Raw genomic sequence first — 23,232 nt, forward strand, 5'->3', positions numbered from 1 at the left:
ATTCGGTCCGACGGCCGCGGACTAGCCCTCGAGCTGATCGACGTCGTCGAACTGGGTCGCTGAGTCGTCCTGACGACGGTTGATCCCCCAGGTGATCGCCCAGAGCAGCACGCCCAGGCCCAGCAGTCCGGCGGCGATCTTGTACTGGATGTAGTCCTCGGGCGAGCGGGCCCAGGGCCCCAGTAGGAACGCCGACGTCACCGCCCCCAGGATCGGGATCACGGTGGGGGCGCGGAACCCTCGCCCGGTGTCGTCACGGCGCAGGACCAAGCACGCGATGTTGACCACCGTGAAGACGCCGAGCAGCAGCAGGGCCGTGGTCCCGGCGAGCGACTCCACGACACTGGAGCCGGACCCGAGGCGCACCACGGTGATGAGGACCAGCGCGAGGGCGGTGGTGAACACGATCGCGGCCCACGGCGAGCGCCGACCCGGCAGGACCTGTCCCAGGGTGCGCGGCAGAACGCCCTGCTGGGCCATGCCGTAGATCAGGCGGCTGGCCATCAGCATGTTGATCAGCGCGGTGTTCGCCACCGCGAAGACCGTCAGGAAGGGGAAGATCTTGTCGATCGGCAGACCGGGGGCACCGACCCGCACCACGTCGAGCAGGATGCCCGCGTCGGGGTTCTGTGGGTCGGCGATGTCGCCGGCCGGGATCACCGCGATCACCGAGATCGCCACCAGCACGTAGACGACCAACGCGATGCCCAGACCGGTGAACACGATGCGCGGGAAGATGCGTTCGGGGTCCTTGGTCTCCTCGACCATGTTGACCGAGTCCTCGAAACCGACCATCGAGAAGAACGCGATCGCGGTGGCGATCGTCACCGCCGCGAACAGGCCCTTGTCGTCGGGGCTCTCGAAGACGGTGATGCGGCCGATGTCGGAATCACCCCCGGCGACGGCGAAGAACCCGATCGCGATGACGATCCCCAGGGCGGCGATCTCGATCAGGGTCAGCACCACGTTGAACTTCATGCTCTCCCCCACGCCGCGCAGGTTGATGAACGCGAGGAGCAGCATGAACAACAGCGCGGTCGCCAACGACGCTGCACTCCCCGTGGGGATCCCGGGGAGGAACTCATCCAGGCCGATCAGCAGGTTCTCAGCCAACAGACCCGACGAGGTCGACGCGCTCGTGATCCCCGAGGAGACCACCGCGAAGGCCACCAGGAAGGTGACGAAGTGGATGCCGAACGCCTTCTCGGTGTACAGCGCCGCACCAGCGGCCTGGGGGTACTTCGTGACCAGTTCGACGTAGGAGAAGGCCGTCAGGGTGGCCACCGCGAACGCGACCACGAAGGGGAGCCACGCGATCCCACCCACCTGGGCGGCGATGTCCCCCGTCACGGCGTAAACGCCCGCGCCGAGGATGTCGCCGACGATGAACAGCAGGAGCAGCTTCGGGCCCATCACCCGCTTGAGGGACGGAGTCCCCTGTCCGTCCCGCTGGTCCTGCGCGGAGGTTGCTGGTGTGCTCATGACGGTCTCCCCATGATCCGACCCGGATGGTGGGATCTGGAGTAATCACACCTTTGTCCGTTATTCGACCATGGAGATCGGGATCGGAGTAGCCCTCAGCCGAAGAAAACCTGTGCGTCGGCGTACTCCTCGGGGCTGACGACCTTGAGCTCCCCGGTGCCCTCGATCAGTGGGAGGCGCACGATGTCCTTGCCACGCAGCGCCATCATCGTGCCGAAGTCACCCTCCGCGATGGCGTCGGCGGCCTCCAGCCCGAACCTCGTCGCCAGCCACCGGTCGAATGCCGTGGGCGTGCCTCCGCGCTGCAGGTGCCCCAGCACCACCGACCGGGTCTCGCGGCCGGTGCGCTCCTCGACCTCCGAGGCGATCCGGTCGGCGATGCCGCCGAGGCGCACGTGTCCGAAGGCGTCCTTCTCCCCCGACACCAAACTCATGCCCTGGCCGTCCTCGCTCTCGAGGGGTACGGCGCCCTCGGAGGTCACGATCAGAGGAGCCTGTCCGCTCGCGAAGCACGACTCGACGTGGCGGCACACCTCTTCGATGTCGAAGGGCTGCTCCGGGATCAGCACGACGTTGGCTCCCCCGGCGATCCCCGAATGCAGGGCGATCCACCCGGCGTGGCGACCCATCACCTCCACCACGAGCGCCCGGTGGTGGGAGTCGGCGGTCGTGTGGAGACGGTCGATGGCGTCGGTCGCGATCTGCACCGCGGTGTCGAAGCCGAAGGTGAAGTCGGTGCCGGAGAGGTCGTTGTCGATCGTCTTGGGTACGCCGATCACGCTCACCCCGGCCTCGGCCAACTTGGTGGCAACCCCGAGGGTGTCCTCACCGCCGATGGCCACCAGGGCGTCGATCTCCAACTCCTGGAAGGTGGCCTGGATCTTCTCGACGCCACCGTCGACGGAGTAGGGGTTGGTGCGAGATGAGCCCAACATCGTGCCGCCCCGCGTCAGGACGTCGCGCGTCTCCGCGATCCCCAGGGGCATCGTCAGTCCCTCCATCGGGCCACGCCAGCCGTCTCGGAACCCGACGAAGTCCATCCCGTGCTGAGTGACCCCCTTGCGGACCACCGCGCGGATCACCGCGTTGAGTCCGGGGCAGTCGCCACCTCCGGTGAGAATTCCGACGCGCATTGGGGCCTCCTGTGGGCCTCTCGGGGAGAAGCCGTGTTCGTTCAAGTCGTGGACGTTGTTCGCGACCCTAGTCAACTCCCCCGGGCGCCGGATCGCTATAGGGTCAGCAACATGACCTTCTCGATCGTGGCCCGATCCGTCGACGGTGAGTCGTGGGGCGTCGCCGTCGCCTCGAAGTTCCTCGCGGTGGGTTCCGTGGTTCCCGCCGCCGTGGCCCAGCTAGGCGCCATCGCCACCCAGGCCCACGCGAACGTGGCCTACAAGGGTCTGGCCCTGTCCCACCTCGACGAGGGAGCGACCGCCCAGGTGGCCCTGGACCGCCTCTTGGAGGAGGACGACGGCCGCGACCACCGCCAGGTCGGGATCGTCGATCTGGACGGCAGGGCCGCCTCCCACACCGGCGCGCAATGCGTCGACTGGGCCGGCGGCCTCACCGGCGATGCGTACGCCATCCAGGGAAACTGCCTGGCCGGTCCCGAGGTCATCGCCGCCATGGAGACAGCCTGGTTGTCCGGGTCCGAGACCCCATTCGCGCGACGACTCCTCGACGCCCTCGCGGCCGGCGACGAGGCCGGGGGTGACAAACGCGGCCGTCAGTCCGCCGCGCTCCTGGTGGTCCGCGACGAGGCCGGGTACGACGCCGGGGACGACATCGACGTGGATCTCCGGGTCGACGACCACGCCGCCCCGATCCCGGAACTGACGCGGCTGCTCGGGCTGAACGGCTTGTATCTGACGGCCTCGACCGACGCGGAGAAGGTGCACGTCAGCCCCGCGCTACTCGCGGATCTGGAGAGCTTCGCGGCCACCGAGGGGGCGACCGACTTCAGCACCTGGGTGGGCACGAACAACTACGAGATGCGGGTCGCCGACGACCTGACCTGGATCGACCAGCAGATTCTCGACATCGTCACCCGCGGAGGAGCCTGAGATGAGCGCCCAGACCCCCACCAGCAGCGTCCTGGCCATCGACGCCGGGACCACCGGAGTCACCGCGATCGTGGTCAGCGACGCCGGTCTGATTCTGGCCCGCGGCTACCAGGAGTTCGCCCAGCACTTCCCCCAGCCCGGGTGGGTCGAGCATGCCCCCGAGGAGATCTGGCAGGCCACCCTCCAGGCGACCAAGGAGGCACTCGCGGGTTGTGATGCCTCGCTCCTGCGCGGGATCGGGATCACCAACCAGCGCGAGACCGTGCTGTTGTGGGATCGGGAGACCCTCGGGTCCCCCCGCCGCGCGATCGTCTGGCAGGACCGGCGTACCGCCGACATCTGCACGCGGATGCGCGAGGAGGGCCACGAGGACCGGGTCCGCGAACTCACCGGGTTACGCCTCGACCCCTACTTCTCCGGCACCAAGTTGATGTGGCTGGCCGAGCAGGAGCCCCGCACCTGGGACCTGGTGAAGTCGGGGCGGTACGCCGTCGGCACCGTCGACTCCTACCTGATCGCCCGGATGACGCGTGGCACCTGGCACGTCACCGATGTCTCCAACGCGTCTCGGACCCTGCTGTTCGACCTGGAGCAGGGTGACTGGTCCGACGAACTGTGCTCCCTGTTCGGGGTGCCCCGTGACGCGCTGCCCGAGCTCGTGCCCAACTGGGGGGACATCGCCACCAGCGACCCGAAGTCGTTCTGCGGTCTGGAGCTGCCGATCGCGGGCATCGCCGGGGACCAGCAGTCGGCGCTGTTCGGTCAGACCTGTTTCGACGTCGGTGACTCCAAGTGCACCTACGGCACCGGCTCCTTCATCCTGACCAACACCGGGACCACCCTCGAACGCTCCGACGCCGGTCTGCTGAGCACCGCTGCCTGGCGCTCTCCGGAGGGAGAACTCACCTACGCCCTGGAGGGGTCCATCTTCGTGACCGGCGCCGCGGTGCAGTGGCTGCGCGACGGGTTGCAGATCGTGGGCTCGGCCGACGAGACCGAGGCCATCGCCCGCACCGTCCCCGATTCCGAGGGGGTCGTGTTCGTGCCCGCGCTGACCGGTCTGGGAGCCCCGCACTGGGACCCGCACGCCCGCGGCCTGATCATCGGGCTGACGCGGGGCACCACCCGCGCCCACATCGTGCGCGCCACCTTGGAGGCGATCGCCTTCGAGGTGCGTGACGTGCTGGAGACCATGCCGGGTTGGCGCGACGTCGATCCGGAGACCTGCGCGCTGCGCGTCGACGGCGGCGCGGCCGGCAACGACCTGTTGTGTCAGATCCAGGCCGACCAGGTCGGCGTACCGGTCGAGCGTCCCGAGCTCGTCGAGACCACTGCCCTGGGGGCCGCCTTCCTGGCCGGTCTGGGCACCGGGGTCTGGGACTCCACCGACGACCTGCGCGAGACCTGGCATCTCGATCGCGCGTTCACCCCGTCGACCGACCCCGACTCCCGGGGCAAGTCCGACGCCGCCCACGCCCGCTGGAGTGAAGCGGTACGCCGTTCCCAGGGTTGGGCCCAGGTCTAAACGCCGGGATAGTCCCTGACGTTTGTGCGACGCCACGCGGCGTGTCGTCGCACAAGCGTCAGGGACTACCCCAGTTTTTCGACCGCGCGTTGGGCCTCGTCGCGGACGCGGATCAGGGCGGAGAGGGCTACGTCACCGGCGGTGCGGACCTCTTCGGCTTCGACGAGTTCCTCATCGACGTCGTCCATCGTCTCTTCGAGTCCGGCGAGACGGCGTTTCAGTTCGTCGATCTCCGCTTGGACCTGCAGACCCCGTGCTTCTAGATCGGCGATCTCACCGGCCAGTTCGTCGCGTTCGGCCTCCGCCCGATCGACCTCGTCCTGGGCGGCCTGAAGTGCCCGCTCGGCCACAGCGAGCGCTTTGGCGTTCGCTTCGGGATCCGGCACCACGTGGAGACCGCCTCGCCCCGCCGGCGCCTCTGACCGGGTCGTCGCCCGGGGAGTCGCGGCGAAGCCCAGTGCGTCGGGGCAGGCCACGGCATCAGCGACGTCGGCGGAGTCCACGCCGGTGGCCTGCAGCGAGCGGACCAGCAGCCCGCTGCGCACCGCACGGGCGCAGTCGACGTCGACCATGGCCGCGGTCAGCGTGGTCTCGATCTGGTCGGCCACCGACTCCGACACCCGGGTGCCCGCATCCTTTGCCAGCCCCCTCGCTCGGACGGTCACCGCGGCTGTCACCTGCCGCCGCTGCTTGGTCAGGGTGCGCAACTGATCGGCCGACATGGATTCCTGGGCCGCCCGCAGGCTCTCCCCCACCGCCAGCAACTGTTCGACCTGGGCCGGGTCACGGCGTACGAGCAGGTTGACCGCCCAGGCCGCGACCGACGGCTTACGCAAAGCTTTGACCTGAGCGGCCAGATCGGTGCCCTTCAACTCCTTGACCTGGGCGTCTCGCGCGGCGGTGAAGTCGGCGGGCGCCTCGGCGTACAGATCGTCCGCGATCTGCACCAAGGACGGCCGACTCATCGGGAGGTCACTGCTCGTCCTCGTCCAGCCCCTGCTCGATGGCGTAACGGGTCAGCTCCACCCTGTTGTGCATCTGGAGCTTGCGCAGGGTGTTCTGGACGTGGTTCTGAACCGTGCGGTGCGAGAGCACCAGCCGCTCCGCGATCTGCTTGTAGGACAAGCCCTTGGCCACCATGCGCAACACCTCGGTCTCGCGTTCGGTGAGCTCCTCGTGCAACGGAGCGTCCTCACCCCGGACCTCCGGCTTGGCCATCCGGCGGAACTCGCCGAGCACCAGACCAGCCAACCCCGGGGTGAACACGGTGTCCCCGGCGGCCACCCGCCTCACGGCGTCGAGCAGTTCCTCCTTGGAGGCCGACTTGACCAGGTAGCCGGTCGCACCCGCCTTCACCGCTTCGAGGACGTCATCCTGTTCCCCGGAGGCGGACAGGATCAGCACCCGCGCCGAAGGATCGGCGCGCAGCACCGCGGCGGTCACCTCGACGCCGTTGGGACCGGGGATCTGCAGGTCCAGAACCACCACGCGCGGGCGGGCCGCCGGAAAGCGGGCCAGGGCCTGGTGCCCGTCCGATGCCACCGCGACCACATCCAGTCCGGCGGCCAGCAGGTCGCGTTCGACGGCGTCGCGCCACATCGGGTGGTCGTCGACCACCATCACGGTGATCGGGGGTACGTCGTCCATTCGTGGACCCTAACCGAGCCGGACGTAGCGACCGCGACGATGGATCATCGGCGCATCGTCTCGATCCACGTCGATCTCCTCGACCACACAGGTCAGGAGAAGCGACCACCCGACCTCCGCGATCCCCTCCACCCGCACGCCGGCCCAAGCGGCCACCGGGTCCAGCCGGGGGCCCCATTCGGTGTCGACGAACGACGCCTGCCGGAACGGTCCCCCCGGGGCAGGCGCGGTCCCGGCGAACGCGTCCGCGAGGTCCCGGTGCGGCCAATCGAGGGTCTGTACGACGGCCCGGTCGCCTGGGGTCAGGGCTTCGGCCAGATCGGAGAGCGGGTCGACCAGAGTCAGGATCCGAGCCTGTTCGCCGTGGGCCACCATCAGCGAGGTGACCGTCAGGCCGACCCGGTCGCTCCCCTGCCCGGTGGTCCACAGGGTCACGGTCCCGCCGAGGCGACCCCGCAGTCGGCGTACCGGGTCGGGTTCGGCGTCGGCGAAGGGATGCGTGTCGTGGATGGTCATGGTGCCTCTCGTCCGGGTCGGAGTGGAACGACGAACTCCCACTCGGTGCCGGTGGCGTCGGTGTGCAGGCGCGCGGATCCGCCGAGGTCCTCGATGCGTCCCTGGATGGACTGGGTGACCCCGAGCCGGCCCTCCTCGGCAGCTTGGTCGAGACGACCGACGGCGATCCCGGGGCCCTCGTCGCGCACGGAGATCTCGACCCGGTCCTCCCAGGCCTCCAGAAGCACCCAGGCAGGGGCGTCCTCGCCGACGTGCCGCGCCACGTTGTCCAGGCACGCCGCGATCACCGCGACCACCTCCTCGACAGCGTGCGCGTCGGCCTCCACCGTGGTGGCGGGGGTCGAGATGGTCACCGCCCGGTGGGTGGGTAGCCGCGCCACCGCCGCGGCCAGGTCGGCGGTGCCGCTGAGTGTGGGGGCGAAGGCGTCCTGAGAGCGGATCAGGGTCCGGAGGGCTGCTTCCTGCTCGCCCGCGAGCCTGCCCAACTCGGCCGCATCACCGCCCATCTCCGCTCCCCTGCGCTGGGTCAGGGCCAACACCTGGAGAACGCCGTCGTGAACCGCACGAGCCAGGCGGGCTCGTTCGGTCGCGGTCGCCGCGGCGGCCTGGGCCACGTCCCGCTCGGCGGCCATCTCCTTGAGGGACAACGCCATGAAACCGACGACCGGGCCGCCGATCATGAGCAGGAAGACATTGCCGTAGTTGGTCTGGGTGATCTCGGCACGGACCGACAGATCGACCACTCCGAGCAAGACCGCCGCGAACAGTCCACCCTGCCAGTGGAAGCGGATGGCCCAGGCGAACAAGGCACTCATCACCCAGAAGCCGGGGATCATGGCCTCGAAGTCGCCGCCCTTGGCCAGCGGTGAGGTGGCGAGCAGGGCCAACGCGACCGCCAGATCCCCGACCAGGAGCGGGAGGGACCGTCGGTGCGGGACGCGGTAGAGGTAGGTGGCCACCACCGTCCAGACCACCATCACCCCGAGCGCCACCATTCCCACGGTGGGTCGGGTGAAGGTGTCGAAGCGGTAGAGGTTCACCAGTATCGCGTTGGCCAGGGTCACCACGCGGACCACGGCCAGGGCACGGAAGAGCCGGTCCTCCACCGCAAGGGAGGCCCGCAGCGGGTTGGAGATCGTGCTCGGTGCCACCGGCTCGCTCAGGACGCTTGCTGGTGCTCGGCGGCCGAGTCGGCCTTCGCCTTGGCGGCGGCCTCCGCCTGTTTGTCGTCCTCCTTGGCGCGCCCGGCGTACTTGTCGACGTACTCCTGGCCCGAGAGGCGCATGATCTCGTACATGATCTCGTCGGTGATCGAGCGCAGGATGTAGCGGTCGTTCTCCATCCCGGCGTACCGCGAGAAGTCCAGGGGCTTGCCGAAGCGCACCACCGGACGGGTGATGCTGCCGAAGGTCTTTCCCGGAGGGGCGACCACGTCGGTGCCGACGACGGCCACGGGGATCACGGGTACGCCGGTCTCCAGGGCCAGGCGGGCCACCCCGGTCTTGCCGCGGTAGAGCTTGCCGTTGTGACTGCGGGTGCCCTCGGGGTAGATCCCGAAGAGGTCACCCTCCCCGAGCACCCGCTTCGCGGCGATCATCGCCCCGGCGGCGGCGTCCGCGCCGGCACGGTCGATGGGAACCTGACCGCTGCCGGAGAAGAACTGCTTCTGGAACCAGCCCTTGATGCCCGGACTCGTGAAGTACTCGGCCTTGGCCACGAAGGTGACCCGACGCGTCAGTGTGAGGGGCATGAAGAGCCAGTCGGCGTAGGAGAGGTGGTTGCTCGCCAGGATCGCGGGACCGTTCTCCGGGACGTGTTCGGCTCCCTCGGTCTGCGGTCGGAAGACGACGCGGAGAAGGGGACCGAGCGCGACCCACTTCAAGAACCAGTAGAACACCGCTGCACCCAATCTCCCGAGACCATCTGACGTACCGCGGAGGGGCATCCCTCCGCCAGGCGTCAGCGTAGTGCCAAAGACCGATCTCACCTACCGATGACCGTGGTGGGCTCACCACCGGTCCGACCCTCGGGCACAATTGCCGCCATGACCGTCGAAGACCGCCACTCACCCCTCCTTATCCAGGCTCGCCCCGAGATGACGGGCGGGCGTCGGATCGGGGTCCTGCTGTCCCACGGCTTCACCGGATCGCCGTACTCCATCCGTCCCTGGGGGGAACATCTCGGCAACCTCGGCTACGGGGTTTCCGTGCCTCGGCTGCCTGGCCACGGCACCACCTGGCAGGAACTCAACACCATGACGTGGGACGACTGGTACGGCGAACTCTCGCGCGCCTTCGACAGCCTGTGCCTGGATCACGATGCCGTGGTGGTCGGCGGACTCTCCATGGGTGGAGCCCTGACCCTGCGGCTCGCGGCCGACCACCCCGATCGGGTGAGCGGGCTGATGGTGGTGAACCCGGCGGTCTCCACGAAGCGGTTCGACGTCAAGCTCCTCCCGGTCCTCAAGCACGTGGTGAAGTCGTTCCCCGGGATCGCCAGCGACATCAAGAAGCCGGGGGTGCAGGAACACGGCTACGACCGGACCCCCCTGAAGGCGGCCCACAGCATGTTCCAGGCGTGGCCCCACCTCGTCGCGGACCTCCCCCTGGTCACCGCACCGCTGCTCTACTTCCGTTCGCCGGAGGACCACGTCGTGGACGACTCCTCGACCCCGATCATCACCGGGAAGGTCTCATCGGCGGAGGTGACGATGAGCGAGTTGCCGCAGAGTTATCACGTGGCCACGCTCGACAACGACGCGACCAAGATCTTCGAGGAGTCCGCCGCATTCGTCGCACGAGTCACCGCGGTCTGACCGACGAGGTGGCCGCCCTTGCGCGGACACCTTAGGCTCGAGAAGTGCAGAACGACGACGAAGCGTGGCGTGCGATCGTCGAGAACTACGGCGATCGCGCGGACATAGGGGTCAACCGTGACCTCGACGACGCCGCGCCCGAACCCACCGACACCACGTGGACGGCTCCCGAGCGCCCCGAGATGCCGGCGCCACGCGCCTGGGACGAGGCGTCGATCGACTCCGACTGGAGCCAGGAGCGGTTCATCCCGCCGCCGCCTCCGCCGGTGCCGGCCACCACGAAGGATCGGATGCTGGCCTGGTTCGGTGTGTTCGGGTCACCGACCATTCTGTTGCTGGCTCTGGTGCTGGGGATCAGCCTGCCGTCGTTCATCGCGACCCTGTTGGTCGTCTCGTTCGTCGGAGGCTTCGTCTATCTGGTCATGTTGATGCCCAGTGGACCGCGCGACCCCGACGACAACGGCGCGGTGCTCTGACCCAGTTCGACCAGCCGGGTTCCCCCGGCGTCCTTGCTCAGGCGGTCTCGATCAGTCGGCGCGCCAACACCGCTGCGCCGACGGCCCCGGCGGCCGGTCCCGCAGATGCGGCGAGGACCGGGGGCAACTTTCGGTAGCTCCCGGCGTACACCGATCGTTCGAGTGCGGCACGTGCCGGGTCGAGGAGCAGATCTCCCACCTGGGAGACCCCGCCGCCCACCACCACCAGCGACGGATCGAACACCGTCACCAGGTTGGCCAGACCGACCCCCAGCCAGGTGCCGACGGCCACGAACGCCTCGCGAGCGACGTGATCACCCGCCAGCGCCGCTGCAGTGACTTCCGGGCCGTCCAGGTGAGACCCGAGCGCGACTCGCGCGACCCGCTCCAGAGCGTTCCCGCTGGCGTACTGCTCCCAACACCCGACCAGACCGCATTCGCAGCGCAACCCGTCGGGGACCACCTGCTGGTGGCCGAACTCACCGGCCATCCCGTTGGCGCCGCGCATCAACTCCCCGCCCCGCAGGATCGCACCACCGATCCCGGTCCCGATGGTCACCAACAGGCAGGAGTCGGCACCGACGGCCACGCCGTAAGTCGCCTCGGCGACCGCCGCACAGTTGGCGTCGTTCTCAAGCGCGACCGGGACGCCCCATCGAGCGCTGAGCCGTTCTCGCACCCGGTCCCGGCGCCACGGGAGATGGGTGGCGTAGAGCACCTGTTCACCCGCCTGATCCACGACTCCGGCGAGTGAGACCCCGACAGCGGTCACGGGCCGGTCCCCAGCCACCTCGACGACGGCCTCGGTCAGCGCGTCTTCGGCGGCCCGGACCGCCTCGGGTCCCACCTGGACGGCCGACTCGGGTCGGGAGTCCGGTCGCCGGATGGTCGGGTTGCGCACCGAGCGACGCGCGCTGCGCACCACGGCCCCGTCGTCGACGACTTCGGCGGCGAGGACCTTGGATCCTCCGACGTCAACGCCGATGAACACGACTCACGGACCTTCTGCTCAGAGTCGCGCCAGGTCGGCGGCGCCCACGACCCCGGCCCGGTTGCCCAGGGCCGCCAGGAGGATGTCCGCGACGGGCCGGTACGTGCGAGCGATCAATTCGCGTTCGAAAGCCTCACGCAGTGGCGTCATGAGCAGATCGCCGGCATGGGAGACTCCCCCGCCGACGACGACGACGGAGGGATCCAGCACCGCGGCCAACGACGCGAGGCCCTCGCCCAGCCAGTTTCCGATGAAGTCGAACTGCGACCGAGCGAAACGATCTCCTGCTTGGGCGACCTCGGTGACCATCGGACCGGTGATCGCGTCGGCCGAGCCGCCGGCCCGTTCGAGCAGCACCCGTGCGGCCGTCGGGTCCGCTGCTGCCTCGATACGGGCCTGTCGGACCAGAGCCGACCCGCTGCCGTACTGCTCGAGGCAGCCGCGGCGGCCGCATCCGCACTCGAGTCCCTGGGGCACGACCCGCAGGTGTCCGATCTCAGCCGCCACGCCGTAGGCGCCGCGGACGAGTTGGCCAGAGGTGACCAGCCCGCCACCAACGCCGGTGCCTACGGTGACCATCAAGATGTCCTCATGCTCTGCGGCGGCCCCAAACCGGAACTCACCCCACGCTGCTGCGTTTCCGTCGTTCTCAACGACCACGGGCAACCCGAGACGCGTTTCGAGGTGGTCCTTCAGATCCAGATCTCGCCACGCGAGGTTCGGTGCGAACAGGACGCGAGCGCGAGCCGCATCGATGTACGCCGCCGCTCCCACCCCCACGGCCACCAGGTCGTGCCGGCTGCGTAGGTCGGTGACCAACGTGTTGATCGCGGTTTCGATCGCGTCACCGTCCTCGGCCGGTGACTCGATCGTGCGTTCCTCGACCACCCCGCCGTGTTCGTCGACAACGGCGCCGGAGATCTTGGTCCCGCCGACGTCGATACCGCAGGTCAGATCACCCATCAGGACTCCTCGTCGTCGAGCCGGATCGGTTCGACATTGCGGCTGCGTGGACTCCCGGCCCCGGGGTCGGGGTCGGGGACGGCGGTGGCCAACATCTGCATCCCGGCCTGGAGCAGGGAGGATGCGGCGGTGGCCAGGTGTGCCTTCACCTCGGGGCTGGTCTCGCGGATGACGTGCACGGCACGGCAGACCGGGCAGTAGGTACATTCGGCACTACCGGTCGCCAGATGCTCATTGACCCCGGAGAGCGCTTCGGCGGCCTGACCCGCCAACGCGCCGAGCCCACCGAGACCGCCCATCTCGCTCCCCTGATCGCGCGCCCAGCCGGAGAGGGCGTCCATCAACTTGGCCGCCTCGTCCCCCACACTGCCTACGGCGTCCGGCCCAGACGGTCCGAACGGCCCGAACGGTCCGTCGGAGCCGGCGTCGGTGTCAGATGGCCCATCACTCACGTCGTCCGCTCCTGACTTCGGTTTCGTCGATTTCGCCAACCGGGCCGTGCGCTGCCCGACGCCTCGTCGGGAGCTGAGGCCGGGTCCGACGATGTGATGTGCGGTGAAGTCTCGCAGAAGCGGACCCGTAACTCGCCCTCGACCACCCGCGCGCCCACGACCTCGTGCCGAGCAAGGCTGGCTGGGAGGGTCAGGAGCCGACGCACCAGTCCGACCGCGGACCCCTGCTCGTCGGGGGTCACCGAACCCCCGGAGCGGTCGGCGCGCAGGGTCACGACGAGCTCGTCGCCGTTGCGGGCCAGACCGACATCCGACGTGGTCACGAACGGAAGCGCGAGGTGGATCACCGCGCCCTCGGCCGTCCGGCTGATCCGGAACGGGCCCTCACCCGGTGGGATCGCGAGGGGGTCGTCCTCGGCGTACAGGTCCTCGGCGAAGCGGGTCAGGTGCTCCGCGCCGATCGGTTCACCGCTGCGGTACTCCGAGCGCCAGACCGGAAGTCCCGCAAAGGACTGGTGGACCTCTTCCAGAACCGCGTCCTGGGCGCGGACCCATCCCGCTCGCCAGTCGTCGGCCCCCTCCCGGGGGAAGATCCGGTTCGCCACGACACCGTCGACGCGGTACCCATAGAGCGACAGGCTCGTGTAGGACCGCCGAGCCTCCGCGAGTACGACGGTCTCGGGGGTCATCACCAGCCGAACGCTGGCCTGTGGCCCGGTCAACAGCGATCGCACCTCGTCGAGTTCCCGGTGCAGCCTCTCAACAGCGTCGAAGACGGTGTCCCCGGGCATCGGGACACCGGCCGCCTTGCTGAGCACGGGCTTGAAAGCCTTGACGAAGCGGCGTTCCATGGGCAGCACACGCTCCATGTACCAGCCCAACGCCTCGGGGAGCGCCAGCAACCGCAGCGTCTCCGCAGTGGGGGCACAGTCCACGACGATGACCTCCCACTGCCCTGACAGCGCCTGCGTCCGCAGTTCGAGCAGCGCGAGGACCTCCTCGGCCCCGGGGATCACGGTCAGTTCCTCGGCCGCCATGGGGTCGACCCCAGCCACCTCGAGCACCCGCAGAAGGTATCCCTGCACCTCGGCCCAGGACCGCTCGAAGCGCAACTGTGCGTCGACCTGCTGCACATAGAGGTTCGGCGCGACGCAGGTCGGGTCGGAGCCGACCCTGGTGCCGAAGGCGTCGGCCAACGAGTGGGCTGCGTCGGTCGACAGGAGCAGGGTGCGGTGCCCGGCGCGGGCGGCGAGCGCCGCGGTTCCGGCCGCCGTCGTGGACTTCCCGACGCCGCCCTTGCCGGTGAAGAGGAGGATTCTCAACGTGATGCGAGACTCAGGATGCTTCGACGCGCTTCTTGAGCCCCTTCAGGGCGGTGTCGATGAGAATCTTCTCGCCCTTGCGCTTGAGCATCCCGATCAACGGGATCGACACGTCGAGAGCGAGTCGGTAGGTGACCTCGGTCTGGTTGTTTCCGACCGCCTTGAGGACGTAAGCACCGTCGAGGGCGCGCAGCATCTTGCCCTCCACCAGCGTCCACGTCACCAGCTCATCACCGTCCCACTCGTAGGCCAGCGTGTACTCGTCCTTGATGGGCGAGACGTCGAGGGCGAAGAAGACCTCACGGGCGCGGCCGTTGTCGAGCGTGGAGACCACTTCGGCCTGCGTTACACCCTTGGCCCACTGCGGGTAGGCCTCGAAGTCCGCGATGACCGCCATGACGGCCCCGGGTGCAGCGTCCACCACGATCGAAGACGTGGTCTGTTCAGCCATCGTGGTGCTCCCAAGGTGTGTTGACGAGTGTCGGTCGGAGGCTACCGGATGCCGACGGGGTGCTGCGTGTGCAGATCCTCCCCGACCGGCGATAACCTCGCGGACGTAGCCCCCTGGACCGCCTTGGACCACCCTGACCACCCCGCTACCTATCGTGTGACCGCAGGAGCAATGCCGTGCGTGAGTTCGCCAGTCCGATGACCGTCACCGTTCCGGTGAGCGGCAACCTGACCGATGATGTGGTGTCGAACGCCTCGGTCGCGCCCGACGAGGTCGTTCTGCAGCGACAGCGGACCCCGGGCGGCTCCTGGAACCCCATCACCTCCCAGCAGTTCCTCGACGAGGTTCGCGGTGTCGCCAAGGGGCTCATCGCGGCTGGGGTGAAGGCGGGAGGTCGGGTCGCCCTCATCTCCAAGACTCGCTACGAGTGGACCCTGTTCGACTACGCCATCTGGTTCGCCGGCGGGGTGACCGTGCCGGTTTACGAGTCGTCGTCGATGGAGCAGATCGAATGGATCCTGTCCGACTCCGGCGCTTCCGCCGTGGTGGCCGAGGGGCCGGCAACGATGGCGAAGATCTCGTCGGTACGCCGCGACCTCACCGATCTGCATCACGTGTGGTCGATCGGCGACAACGCCGTGGACGTCCTGACCCGACTCGGGGCGGACATCACCGACGACGAGCTGGAGGCACGGCGTACGACGGCGACGCCTGCGGATCTCGCCACCCTGATCTACACCTCCGGGACGACGGGTCGGCCCAAGGGCTGCATGCTCACGCACGGCAACTTCATGTGCGAGTTGGGCGTCGCCGTGCACGACCTGGACGAACTCTTCGCCTCTGAGGGTGCCTCGACCCTGTTGTTCCTCCCGCTGGCCCACGTGTTCGCTCGCATCATCCAGATCGGCGCCATCCGATCCCGCACCTGCCTGAGCCACAGCAACGACATCAAGACGTTGAAGACCGACCTGGCGGACCTCCGCCCGACGTTCATCCTGGCCGTGCCACGGGTGTTCGAAAAACTGTTCAACACCGCATCCCAGCAAGCCACGGCCGACGGGCGCGGCAAGGTCTTCGACCGCGCAGTGGACGTGGCCATCGCCTACTCCCAGGCCTCAGAGGCCTCCGGGTCCTCGACACGGGTCCCCTGGCGACTGCGTGCGCAGCACGCGGTCTTCGAGCGGACCCTGTACCCCCGACTGCGCGCCGCGCTGGGCGGGAACTGCACCTTCGCCATCTCCGGAGGCGCCCCCCTGGGTGAACGCCTGGGCCACTTCTACCGAGGCATCGGGTTGAGCGTCCTGGAGGGCTACGGGCTGACCGAAAGCACCGCCGCACTGTGCGTCAACCTCCCGGACGCGCACCGGGTGGGCACCGTGGGTCGCCCCCTGTCCGGGACCTCGGTCCGGGTGGCCGACGACGGCGAGTTGTTGTTCCGCGGGGGGCAGATCTTCGCGGGGTACTGGAACAACCAGGCTGCCACCCACGAGGTGCTGGAGGCGGACGGCTGGTTCCACACCGGGGACGTCGGTGAGATCGACGACGAGGGCTTCGTTCGGGTCACCGGACGCAAGAAGGAGATCCTGGTGACCGCCGGCGGGAAGAATGTCGCCCCCGCGGCGCTGGAGAACCAGGTTCGCGCCCACCCACTGATCAGCCAGTGTCTGGTCGTCGGGGAGGGCCAGCCCTTCATCGCGGCGCTGATCACCCTGGACCCCGAGGGTGTTTCGGCCTGGGCTCAGAGCCACGGGGCCCGACGGGTGCCTCGGGACGCGTCGCGTGATCCCGCGATCCGCGCCGCGGTCCAGGAGGCCGTCGATGCTGCGAACCGGACCGTTTCCAAAGCCGAGTCGATCCGGAAGTTCGTGATTCTCACTGAGGATTGGACCGAGGAGGGCGGGCATCTGACCCCGAGCCTGAAGCTCAAACGCAGTGTCGTGATGCGCGAGTTCAAGGACCGGATCGCCGACCTCTACGTGACCTGAGTCCGACACCGGCCCGGGGGGGCACTGATCGCGCCGATCGATTTGTCTCATTATCGGCCCCGAACCGCCTGTGTTCTCTAGAGTGTGGTCGTTGCCACTGGTGTTCATGAGGCCAGTGACACGAATTTGGGGAGGGTCGGACCATTCGGTCCGACGGTTCGTTTCAACCGGAGGATGGCTTCATGGATCGGCGCAGAATTTTGTTGGTAGCGGCTGTCTTCGTGGCCGCTCTCGGCGCGGCCCTCGTTTTCGTCTTCGTTCGAAGCGCCGAGACCCGGGCCGAGGAGAAGTTCGACACCGTCGACGTACTCGTCGCCACCCAGCAGATCGAGGCCGGCGAGACGTACGCCGCGGCTCAGGCTGCAGGCAAGGTCGACACCCGCGCCATCGCCCAGGACCAACTCCTTGCGGGGGTGGCCAACAACGGCGCCGCACTCCAGGAACAGGTCGCACTGACCACGATCTTCCCCAATGAACAACTGATCGCCTCCAAGTTCGGTGGGGCCACCGACGTTCAGTCGAACGCGACGCTCCCCATCCCGGAGGGCAAGGTGGCCATCTCGGTGACCCTGACCGACCCGGCGCGGGTGGCCGGCTTCGTGAACCCGGGCTCGGACGTGGCGATCTTCTTCAGCTCGACCGCGAAGTTCGCCCCCCTCCCTGAGGTCCCCGACACCGACTTCACCAAGGCACTCCTCAGCCCGGTGACCGTGCTGGCCGTCGGGTCGACCACCCAGGTCACCACGACCACCACCGACGAGACCGGCGCGCAGACCACCGAGCAGCTGCCTCGCACGCTGTTGACCCTGGCACTGGACCAGAAGGAGGCGGAGGCCGTCATCTTCGCCCAGGGCCACGGCGAACTGGCCTTCGCGCTGCTCGCAGGGGACAGCAAGATCGACATCAACGACGGAACCACGGCGGGCGACCTGTTCCAGAAGTCGGGCAACTGATGCCCGTCCTCGTCGAACCGGACACCGACGCGCTGGGTGCGCTGGTCCGCATCCTGCCTGCCGGCTCCCACACGGTGGCGACCGCTGAGCGGATGCTCTCCTGGTTGGAGTCCCACCCGGACGAGTACGTCGTGGTCCTCGGCCCCGACATGGCACTCGACCTTGCCACGTCGACCTGCGAGGACCTCCGCGTCGCCAAGCCGACGGTGAGCGTCGTGATCGTGCGCAACGAGCTCGACACCCACGTGCTGACCCAGTCGATGAAGGCCGGGGCCCGCGACGTGGTCGCGGTCGACGACTCCGAGGCCATCGTCTCCGCCGTCCAACGTGCCCACCAGTTGTTCACCGCGCTGCGGGGACCCGGTGGGGCGACCCGCCTGGGCAAGGTCGTGACGATCTTCTCGCCCAAGGGCGGGGTCGGGAAGACCACGATGGCGGTGAATCTGGCCCTGGCCCTCTCCGAGGAGGGTGCTCGGCGGGTGTGTCTGGTCGACCTGGACCTGGCCTTCGGTGACGTGGCCATCACCATGCAGCTCTTCCCGACCCACTCGATCGAGCAGGCCATCGGGTCGGAGGAGCAGATCGATCTGCAGATGCTGTCGGGGCTGTTGACCCGACACAAGGACTCGCTGATGGTCCTCGCTGCGCCGGCCCACCCCGATGTCCGCGAGCGCATCACCCCGGTCCTGGTCTCCCGCGTCCTACGAACACTGCGTGAGGGCTTCGACTACGTCGTCGTCGACACCGCGCCGGCCTTCGACGACCAGACGTTGACCGCCCTGGACGAGACCGACGAGTGCGTCGTCATCGCGACCCTCGACGTACCGACCCTGAAGAACGTGAAGGTCGCCCTGGAGACCCTGGAGATGCTCAACATCGCCCAGGGACATCGGCACCTCCTGCTCAACCGCGCCGACGATGCGGTCGGGATCGGCGTGGACAAGGTCGAGGCGATCCTGGGGATGAATGTGGTCGCCCACATCGCGAGCTCGATCGACATCGCTGCCGCCACCAACGCCGGCAACCCGATCGTCGTGAAGAACCCCAATCACGTGGCCAGCTCCGCGGTTCTGGCGCTGGCGTCGAAGTTCGCGGGCGAAACCGTGTCCTCCCCCGGTCTGGCCGGCACCCCACTCGCGACCACGGCCGCCGCCCCTAAAAAGACGGGTATGTTCCGTAGGAAGAGGTGACCCATGACTAGCCTTTCAGAACGTCTTGCCGCTGCCCGTCGTGCCACCGACGGCCCACCAGCCACCGGAAAGCACTCCGCTCCGGAGGAGCAGGCCGCCAGCGCGCCCCCTCCCGTCACCGCCTCCGCCGGCACCGGCCCACCGCCCGGCACCGGAAGGACCGCGCCCGGCGCCTCCTCGTCGATGGCCGAGCGCAACCAGGCGCGCCCCGCCACCAAGCCTTCTTCACCCCCGACGGTCACCGAGCGGCGTGCGCAGAGCACCGCCGCCGCCGACCGGATGGAGGAGGTCAAGGGCGTGGTCCACATGGAGTTGCTCAAGCAACTCGGACCCCACCTCTACGACGCGGACATGGACCAGAACGAACTCGACCAACGGGTTCGCGGGGTTCTCAGCGAGGTTCTCTCCGCTCAGGACAAGCCGCTGAGCAACAGCGACCGCGCCCGGGTCACCCAGGAGATCAGCGACGACATCCTGGGGTACGGACCCATCGAACCGTTCCTGCGCGACGAGGACGTCTCGGAGATCATGGTCAACGGCCACGACTCCATCTGGCTGGAGAAGAACGGCCGCCTGGTCGTCGCCGACGCCCAGTTCGCCGACGAGGCGCACCTGCGTCGCACGATCGACAAGATCGTGTCGCGTATCGGTCGTCGGGTCGATGAGTCGAGCCCGATGGTGGACGCCCGTCTCCCCGACGGCAGCCGCGTCAACGCCGTCGTGCCGCCCCTGGCGGTCGACGGATCCGCGCTGACGATCCGTAAGTTCGCCAGTGACCCGCTCACCGCGGGCGACCTGATCACCTTCGGTTCCCTGTCGCCGCAGACCTGCGACTTCCTCGACGCCTGCGTGCGCGGTCGTCTCAACGTGATCGTCTCGGGGAGCACCGGCGCCGGGAAGACCACCACGCTCAACGTGTTGTCCTCCTTCATCCCGGCCGACGAACGCATCGTCACCATCGAGGACGCGGCGGAGCTGCAGCTCAAGCAGGATCACGTCGTACGCCTGGAGTCACGGCCGTCGAACATCGAAGGCAAGGGCGCGGTCACCATCCGTGACCTGGTGAAGAACAGCCTCCGTATGCGTCCCGACCGCATCATCGTCGGCGAGGTCCGCGACGCCTCGGCCCTGGACATGCTGCAGGCCATGAACACCGGTCACGACGGCTCCATCTGCACGCTGCACTCGAACGGTCCTCGCGACACGCTCTCCCGGATGGAGACGATGGTCCTGATGGCCGGCATGGATCTTCCGGTCCGCGCCATCCGTGAGCAGGTCGCCTCCGCGGTGGACCTCATCGTCCACCAGACGCGCTTCAAGGACGGGACCCGCCGCATCACCCACATCACCGAGGTGGAGCGCATGGAGGGTGACGTCATCACCCTCCAGGACATCTTCGTTTTCGACAACAGCGCGGGCTTCGACGCGGAGGGCCGAGCGCTCGGCCGGCTGCGGGCCACCGGGCTACGACCGAAGTTCCTCGAGAAGATGGCCTACTCCAACGTGACCGTCGACCCGTTGCTGTTCCACATGGACCGGGTCTGATGCGCGCAGGCTCGGGGCGCGCACGTCACCTCTTCACCCTGCTGGCCTCAATCCTGGTCGGGCTGATCCTTCTGCCCACGGCCGCGTTCGCCGCGGACGGCGTGATCTCCTACGTCGAGCCCAGTGACGAAGGCGTCCGCGTGTTGGTGTCCGTCCCCAAGGGGTCCGATGTGGACCTGGCCGGGGTCGAGGTCACGGTCGACGGAATCGCCACCTCCGCCACGGCTGAGCTCGCCGGCACCGACACCCGGATCCGTCGTACCTCCGTGCTCGCCATCGACACCAGCAACTCGATGCGGGGCGCCCGGTTCAAGGCGGCGAAGGCCGCCGCCCTCAACTACCTCGACAACGTCCCCGACGATGTCTTCGTCGGGATCGTCAGCTTCGCCGGTGACGTCGCCGACGAACTCGTCCCGTCGCTGGACCGCGACCAGGCCCGAACCGTCATCAACGGTCTCAGCCTCAGCAAGCGGACCCGGCTCTACGACGCGGTCCTGTCCGGGGTCGAACTGGCGGGTGAAGAGGGTCAACGCAGTCTGCTCGTGCTCTCCGACGGCGCGGACACCAGCGACACGTCGCTGACCGACACCGCGTCCTTCATCTCGGACTCCGAAGTGACGGTCAACGTGGTCGCCCTGGAGCAGTCGGGCACTCCCCTGGCGGCGTTGAACCAGCTCGCGCTGGCCGGCGATGGCCAGGTCATCTCCGCGGACAGTGGCGGTCTGGCCAAGACGTTCTCCGACGAGGCCGACATCCTGGCGACCCAGGTCCTCGTCACGGCGCAGATCCCGGAAACTCTGGGCCAGACCGACGCCAGCATCGACATCCTCCTTCCGTCCGCTTCAGGCGATGTCGTCACCGCCTCCGCGTTCAGCACCGTCCAGGACGAGATCGGCTTCGCCGATGCGGGAGACGTGCTGCGAGGCGACAAGGCGTTCACTCCCCCGACCTGGCTGATGTATGCCGGGATCGTCGCTCTCGGCGTCGGCCTGATGATCATCCTGATCGTCCTGGTGCCCTCCCCTGCGCGTCCGATGAGCTTGGAGGACCGGATCTCGAGGTACTCCCGGGCAGCCTCCAATACCTCGGCTCCGCCCTCGGGGAAGTCGGAGTCCGACGCCGCACTGACCCAGGCCAAGACCGCCGCCGCCGGGGTGCTCCAGCGCAACGCGGGGCTCGAGGCGAAGATCAGCGCCCGCCTGGCGAGCGCGGGCAGCGAGTTGAAGTCCTCCGAGTGGCTCCTCATCCACGCCGCGTTCTTCGTCGGGATGGGGTTGTTGGGTCTGCTTCTCGGCAAGGGCGGGATCCTGATCGGACTCCTGTTCCTGGTCGTAGGCGCAGTGGGTCCGTGGCTCTACCTGGGCTTTCGACAGTCACGTCGCAAGAAAGCCTTCGCCCAGTCGCTGCCGGACACCTTGCAACTGATGTCCGGATCGCTGGCCGCCGGCCTCTCGCTGGCCCAGTCGGTCGACACGATCGTCCGCGAGGGAGGCGACCCGATGGCGGGCGAGTTCAAGCGAGTGCTGGTCGAGACCCGACTGGGGGTGCCGCTGGAGGACGCCCTCGACGGCATCACCCAACGTTTCCAGAGCAAGGACTTCGACTGGGTCGTGATGGCGATCCGGATCCAACGCCAAGTGGGCGGAAACCTCGCCGAACTCCTCGACACGGTCGCCGCGACCATCCGTGAGCGCGAATATGTACGCCGTCAGGTCGACGCCCTGGCCGCCGAGGGAAAGCTGTCCGCCTACGTGCTGACGGCGCTGCCTCCTCTGTTCCTGCTGTATCTCACCTTCGCGCAGCGTGACTACGTGATGCCACTGTTCACCGATATCCGGGGGATCGTGATGCTGGTGGGCGCGACGGTGTGGTTGCTGATCGGCGCCTTCATCATGAGCAAACTCGTCAAGGTCGAGGTCTAGAGCCATGATTCTTCTCTTTGTGATGGGCACCGTGCTGGTCCTACTGGCGATCGGCCTGGTCGCGATGGCGCTCAGCGACGTCCCCGAGACGTCGGGCGTCACCCGTTCCCTGGCCACGCTCGAAGCGATCTCCTCTGCACCCAAGGAGATGAAAGAGGACTACGACCAACCCTTCGCGGAACGCATCCTCGAACCGCTGCAGTTGCGGGCGCTGGCCCTGGGTCGCCGGTTGAGCGGATCCGACTCCTCCGAGCGGTTGCGCAAGAAACTGGATGCCGCTGGGAATCCGAGGGACTGGAGCGCCGAACGAGTGATCTCCGGCAAGGTCATCGGCGCGATCACCATGACCCTGGTCGGATTGGCCCTCGCCCTGCTCTTCGGCGTCGGCTTCCCGATCCTCCTCGTCATGGTGCTCGGCGGAGCCGTTCTCGGCTTCTTCATCCCCGACTTCTACCTCTACCAGCAGACCTACGACCGTTCTGACCAGATGCAGAAGGATCTCCCGGACGCGATCGACCTGATGACCATCAGCGTCGAATCCGGACTCGGATTCGACGCAGCGGTGCAGCAGGTGGCTCGCAACACCACCGGGCCACTGGCCGATGAGTTTTCGCGCGTCTTGCGCGAGATGCAGATCGGGCAGAGCCGGTCAGAGGCGCTGCGCGGGCTGGGCGACCGTAGCGAGGTTCCCGATCTCAAGTCGTTCGTGAGCTCCATGATCCAGGCGGACTCTTTCGGCATTCCCATCGCTCAGGTGTTGCGCATCCAGTCCAAGGAGATGCGGGTCAAGCGGCGTCAACGCGCCGAGACCAAAGCCCAGCAGGTGCCCGTGAAGATCACGGTCCCGCTCATCTTCTTCATTCTCCCGGCTCTGTTCATGGCCGTGATGGGTCCGGCAGTGATCTCCGTTCTCGACAGTCTCGGTTAGGAGTTC

22 protein-coding genes are annotated in these 23,232 nt (G+C 68.0%); 10 read left to right on the forward strand and 12 right to left on the reverse strand.

What is annotated here, in order from left to right:
• Window positions 1-21: 21 nt before the first annotated feature.
• Window positions 22-1,482: an APC family permease gene (locus ACYVLV_RS00280; RefSeq protein ID WP_460806693.1), complete on the reverse strand. Its 1,461-nt coding sequence runs from the start codon at window positions 1,480-1,482 to the stop codon at window positions 22-24.
• Between the two features lie 95 nt (window positions 1,483-1,577).
• Window positions 1,578-2,615, reverse strand: a complete 1,038-nt coding sequence (locus tag ACYVLV_RS00285) for a 6-phosphofructokinase (RefSeq protein WP_460806695.1) — start codon at window positions 2,613-2,615, stop codon at window positions 1,578-1,580.
• Window positions 2,616-2,726: 111 nt separating this feature from the next.
• Here ACYVLV_RS00285 and ACYVLV_RS00290 point away from each other — a divergent pair, with 111 nt between their 5' ends.
• Together ACYVLV_RS00290 and glpK are read left to right on the forward strand one after the other, a co-directional pair.
• On the forward strand, window positions 2,727-3,545 hold the full coding sequence (locus ACYVLV_RS00290; RefSeq protein WP_460806696.1) for a DUF1028 domain-containing protein: 819 nt from the start codon (window positions 2,727-2,729) through the stop codon (window positions 3,543-3,545).
• A gap of 1 nt (window position 3,546) precedes the next feature.
• Window positions 3,547-5,070, forward strand: a complete 1,524-nt coding sequence (gene glpK / locus ACYVLV_RS00295) for a glycerol kinase GlpK (protein WP_460806699.1) — start codon at window positions 3,547-3,549, stop codon at window positions 5,068-5,070.
• A gap of 65 nt (window positions 5,071-5,135) precedes the next feature.
• Here glpK and ACYVLV_RS00300 read toward each other — a convergent pair whose 3' ends face one another.
• From ACYVLV_RS00300 to ACYVLV_RS00320, 5 genes are read right to left on the reverse strand one after another with little or no spacing between them, the layout of a single operon-like run.
• Window positions 5,136-6,035 (reverse strand): hypothetical protein, encoded by a 900-nt coding sequence (locus ACYVLV_RS00300; RefSeq protein WP_460806701.1) that lies wholly within the window; start codon window positions 6,033-6,035, stop codon window positions 5,136-5,138.
• Between the two features lie 7 nt (window positions 6,036-6,042).
• Entirely contained in the window at window positions 6,043-6,717 is a 675-nt protein-coding gene (locus ACYVLV_RS00305) for a response regulator (RefSeq protein WP_460806704.1), read from the reverse strand.
• Between the two features lie 9 nt (window positions 6,718-6,726).
• Window positions 6,727-7,233 (reverse strand): flavin reductase family protein, encoded by a 507-nt coding sequence (locus ACYVLV_RS00310; protein WP_460806707.1) that lies wholly within the window; start codon window positions 7,231-7,233, stop codon window positions 6,727-6,729.
• Window positions 7,230-8,384: a MacS family sensor histidine kinase gene (gene macS / locus ACYVLV_RS00315; RefSeq protein WP_460806710.1), complete on the reverse strand. Its 1,155-nt coding sequence runs from the start codon at window positions 8,382-8,384 to the stop codon at window positions 7,230-7,232. The genes ACYVLV_RS00310 and macS overlap by 4 nt, the downstream gene beginning before the upstream one ends.
• 8 nt (window positions 8,385-8,392) lie before the next feature.
• The gene (locus tag ACYVLV_RS00320; RefSeq protein ID WP_460806713.1) at window positions 8,393-9,130 is read right to left on the reverse strand and encodes a lysophospholipid acyltransferase family protein; all 738 of its coding nucleotides are present in this window, start codon (window positions 9,128-9,130) and stop codon (window positions 8,393-8,395) included.
• A gap of 147 nt (window positions 9,131-9,277) precedes the next feature.
• On the opposite strand from ACYVLV_RS00320, the gene ACYVLV_RS00325 reads away from it, so the two are divergent.
• Both ACYVLV_RS00325 and ACYVLV_RS00330 read left to right on the forward strand, forming a co-directional pair.
• Window positions 9,278-10,048 carry an alpha/beta hydrolase gene (locus ACYVLV_RS00325; protein WP_460806714.1) on the forward strand — a complete coding sequence of 257 codons (771 nt, stop codon included), beginning with the start codon at window positions 9,278-9,280 and terminating at the stop codon, window positions 10,046-10,048.
• A gap of 44 nt (window positions 10,049-10,092) precedes the next feature.
• Window positions 10,093-10,524, forward strand: coding sequence for a hypothetical protein (locus ACYVLV_RS00330; RefSeq protein WP_460806716.1), 432 nt, complete (start codon window positions 10,093-10,095; stop codon window positions 10,522-10,524).
• A 37-nt stretch (window positions 10,525-10,561) separates the two neighbouring features.
• Here ACYVLV_RS00330 and ACYVLV_RS00335 read toward each other — a convergent pair whose 3' ends face one another.
• Genes ACYVLV_RS00335 through ACYVLV_RS00355 form a run of 5 tightly spaced genes read right to left on the reverse strand, consistent with a single transcriptional unit; the run spans window position 10,562 to window position 14,703 of the window.
• Window positions 10,562-11,515, reverse strand: a complete 954-nt coding sequence (locus tag ACYVLV_RS00335) for an ROK family protein (RefSeq protein ID WP_460806718.1) — start codon at window positions 11,513-11,515, stop codon at window positions 10,562-10,564.
• Between the two features lie 18 nt (window positions 11,516-11,533).
• On the reverse strand, window positions 11,534-12,478 hold the full coding sequence (locus tag ACYVLV_RS00340; protein ID WP_460806720.1) for an ROK family glucokinase: 945 nt from the start codon (window positions 12,476-12,478) through the stop codon (window positions 11,534-11,536).
• Complete coding sequence (locus ACYVLV_RS00345; RefSeq protein WP_460806722.1) at window positions 12,478-12,930, reverse strand: hypothetical protein; 453 nt, start codon at window positions 12,928-12,930, stop codon at window positions 12,478-12,480. Before ACYVLV_RS00345 ends, ACYVLV_RS00340 begins: the two co-directional genes overlap by 1 nt.
• On the reverse strand, window positions 12,927-14,252 hold the full coding sequence (locus tag ACYVLV_RS00350) for an ArsA family ATPase (protein WP_460806724.1): 1,326 nt from the start codon (window positions 14,250-14,252) through the stop codon (window positions 12,927-12,929). The genes ACYVLV_RS00345 and ACYVLV_RS00350 overlap by 4 nt, the downstream gene beginning before the upstream one ends.
• Window positions 14,253-14,265: 13 nt before the next feature.
• Entirely contained in the window at window positions 14,266-14,703 is a 438-nt protein-coding gene (locus ACYVLV_RS00355) for an SRPBCC family protein (RefSeq protein ID WP_460806726.1), read from the reverse strand.
• Between the two features lie 176 nt (window positions 14,704-14,879).
• On the opposite strand from ACYVLV_RS00355, the gene ACYVLV_RS00360 reads away from it, so the two are divergent.
• The 6 genes from ACYVLV_RS00360 to ACYVLV_RS00385 all read left to right on the forward strand — a co-directional run bounded on the left by ACYVLV_RS00360 (window position 14,880) and on the right by ACYVLV_RS00385 (window position 23,226).
• The gene (locus ACYVLV_RS00360) at window positions 14,880-16,688 is read left to right on the forward strand and encodes an AMP-dependent synthetase/ligase (protein ID WP_460806728.1); all 1,809 of its coding nucleotides are present in this window, start codon (window positions 14,880-14,882) and stop codon (window positions 16,686-16,688) included.
• Between the two features lie 182 nt (window positions 16,689-16,870).
• The gene (gene cpaB / locus ACYVLV_RS00365; RefSeq protein WP_460806730.1) at window positions 16,871-17,641 is read left to right on the forward strand and encodes a Flp pilus assembly protein CpaB; all 771 of its coding nucleotides are present in this window, start codon (window positions 16,871-16,873) and stop codon (window positions 17,639-17,641) included.
• Complete coding sequence (locus ACYVLV_RS00370) at window positions 17,641-18,831, forward strand: AAA family ATPase (protein ID WP_460806732.1); 1,191 nt, start codon at window positions 17,641-17,643, stop codon at window positions 18,829-18,831. The genes cpaB and ACYVLV_RS00370 overlap by 1 nt, the downstream gene beginning before the upstream one ends.
• Before the next feature lie 3 nt (window positions 18,832-18,834).
• Window positions 18,835-20,376 (forward strand): ATPase, T2SS/T4P/T4SS family, encoded by a 1,542-nt coding sequence (locus ACYVLV_RS00375; protein WP_460806734.1) that lies wholly within the window; start codon window positions 18,835-18,837, stop codon window positions 20,374-20,376.
• A complete protein-coding gene (locus tag ACYVLV_RS00380; protein ID WP_460806737.1) occupies window positions 20,376-22,298 on the forward strand; it encodes a type II secretion system F family protein in 1,923 nt (640 codons plus the stop codon). The genes ACYVLV_RS00375 and ACYVLV_RS00380 overlap by 1 nt, the downstream gene beginning before the upstream one ends.
• Window positions 22,299-22,302: 4 nt before the next feature.
• Window positions 22,303-23,226: a type II secretion system F family protein gene (locus ACYVLV_RS00385; protein ID WP_460806739.1), complete on the forward strand. Its 924-nt coding sequence runs from the start codon at window positions 22,303-22,305 to the stop codon at window positions 23,224-23,226.
• The last annotated feature ends 6 nt before the right edge of the window (window positions 23,227-23,232 follow it).

Source organism: Nocardioides salsibiostraticola (genome assembly GCF_054783655.1).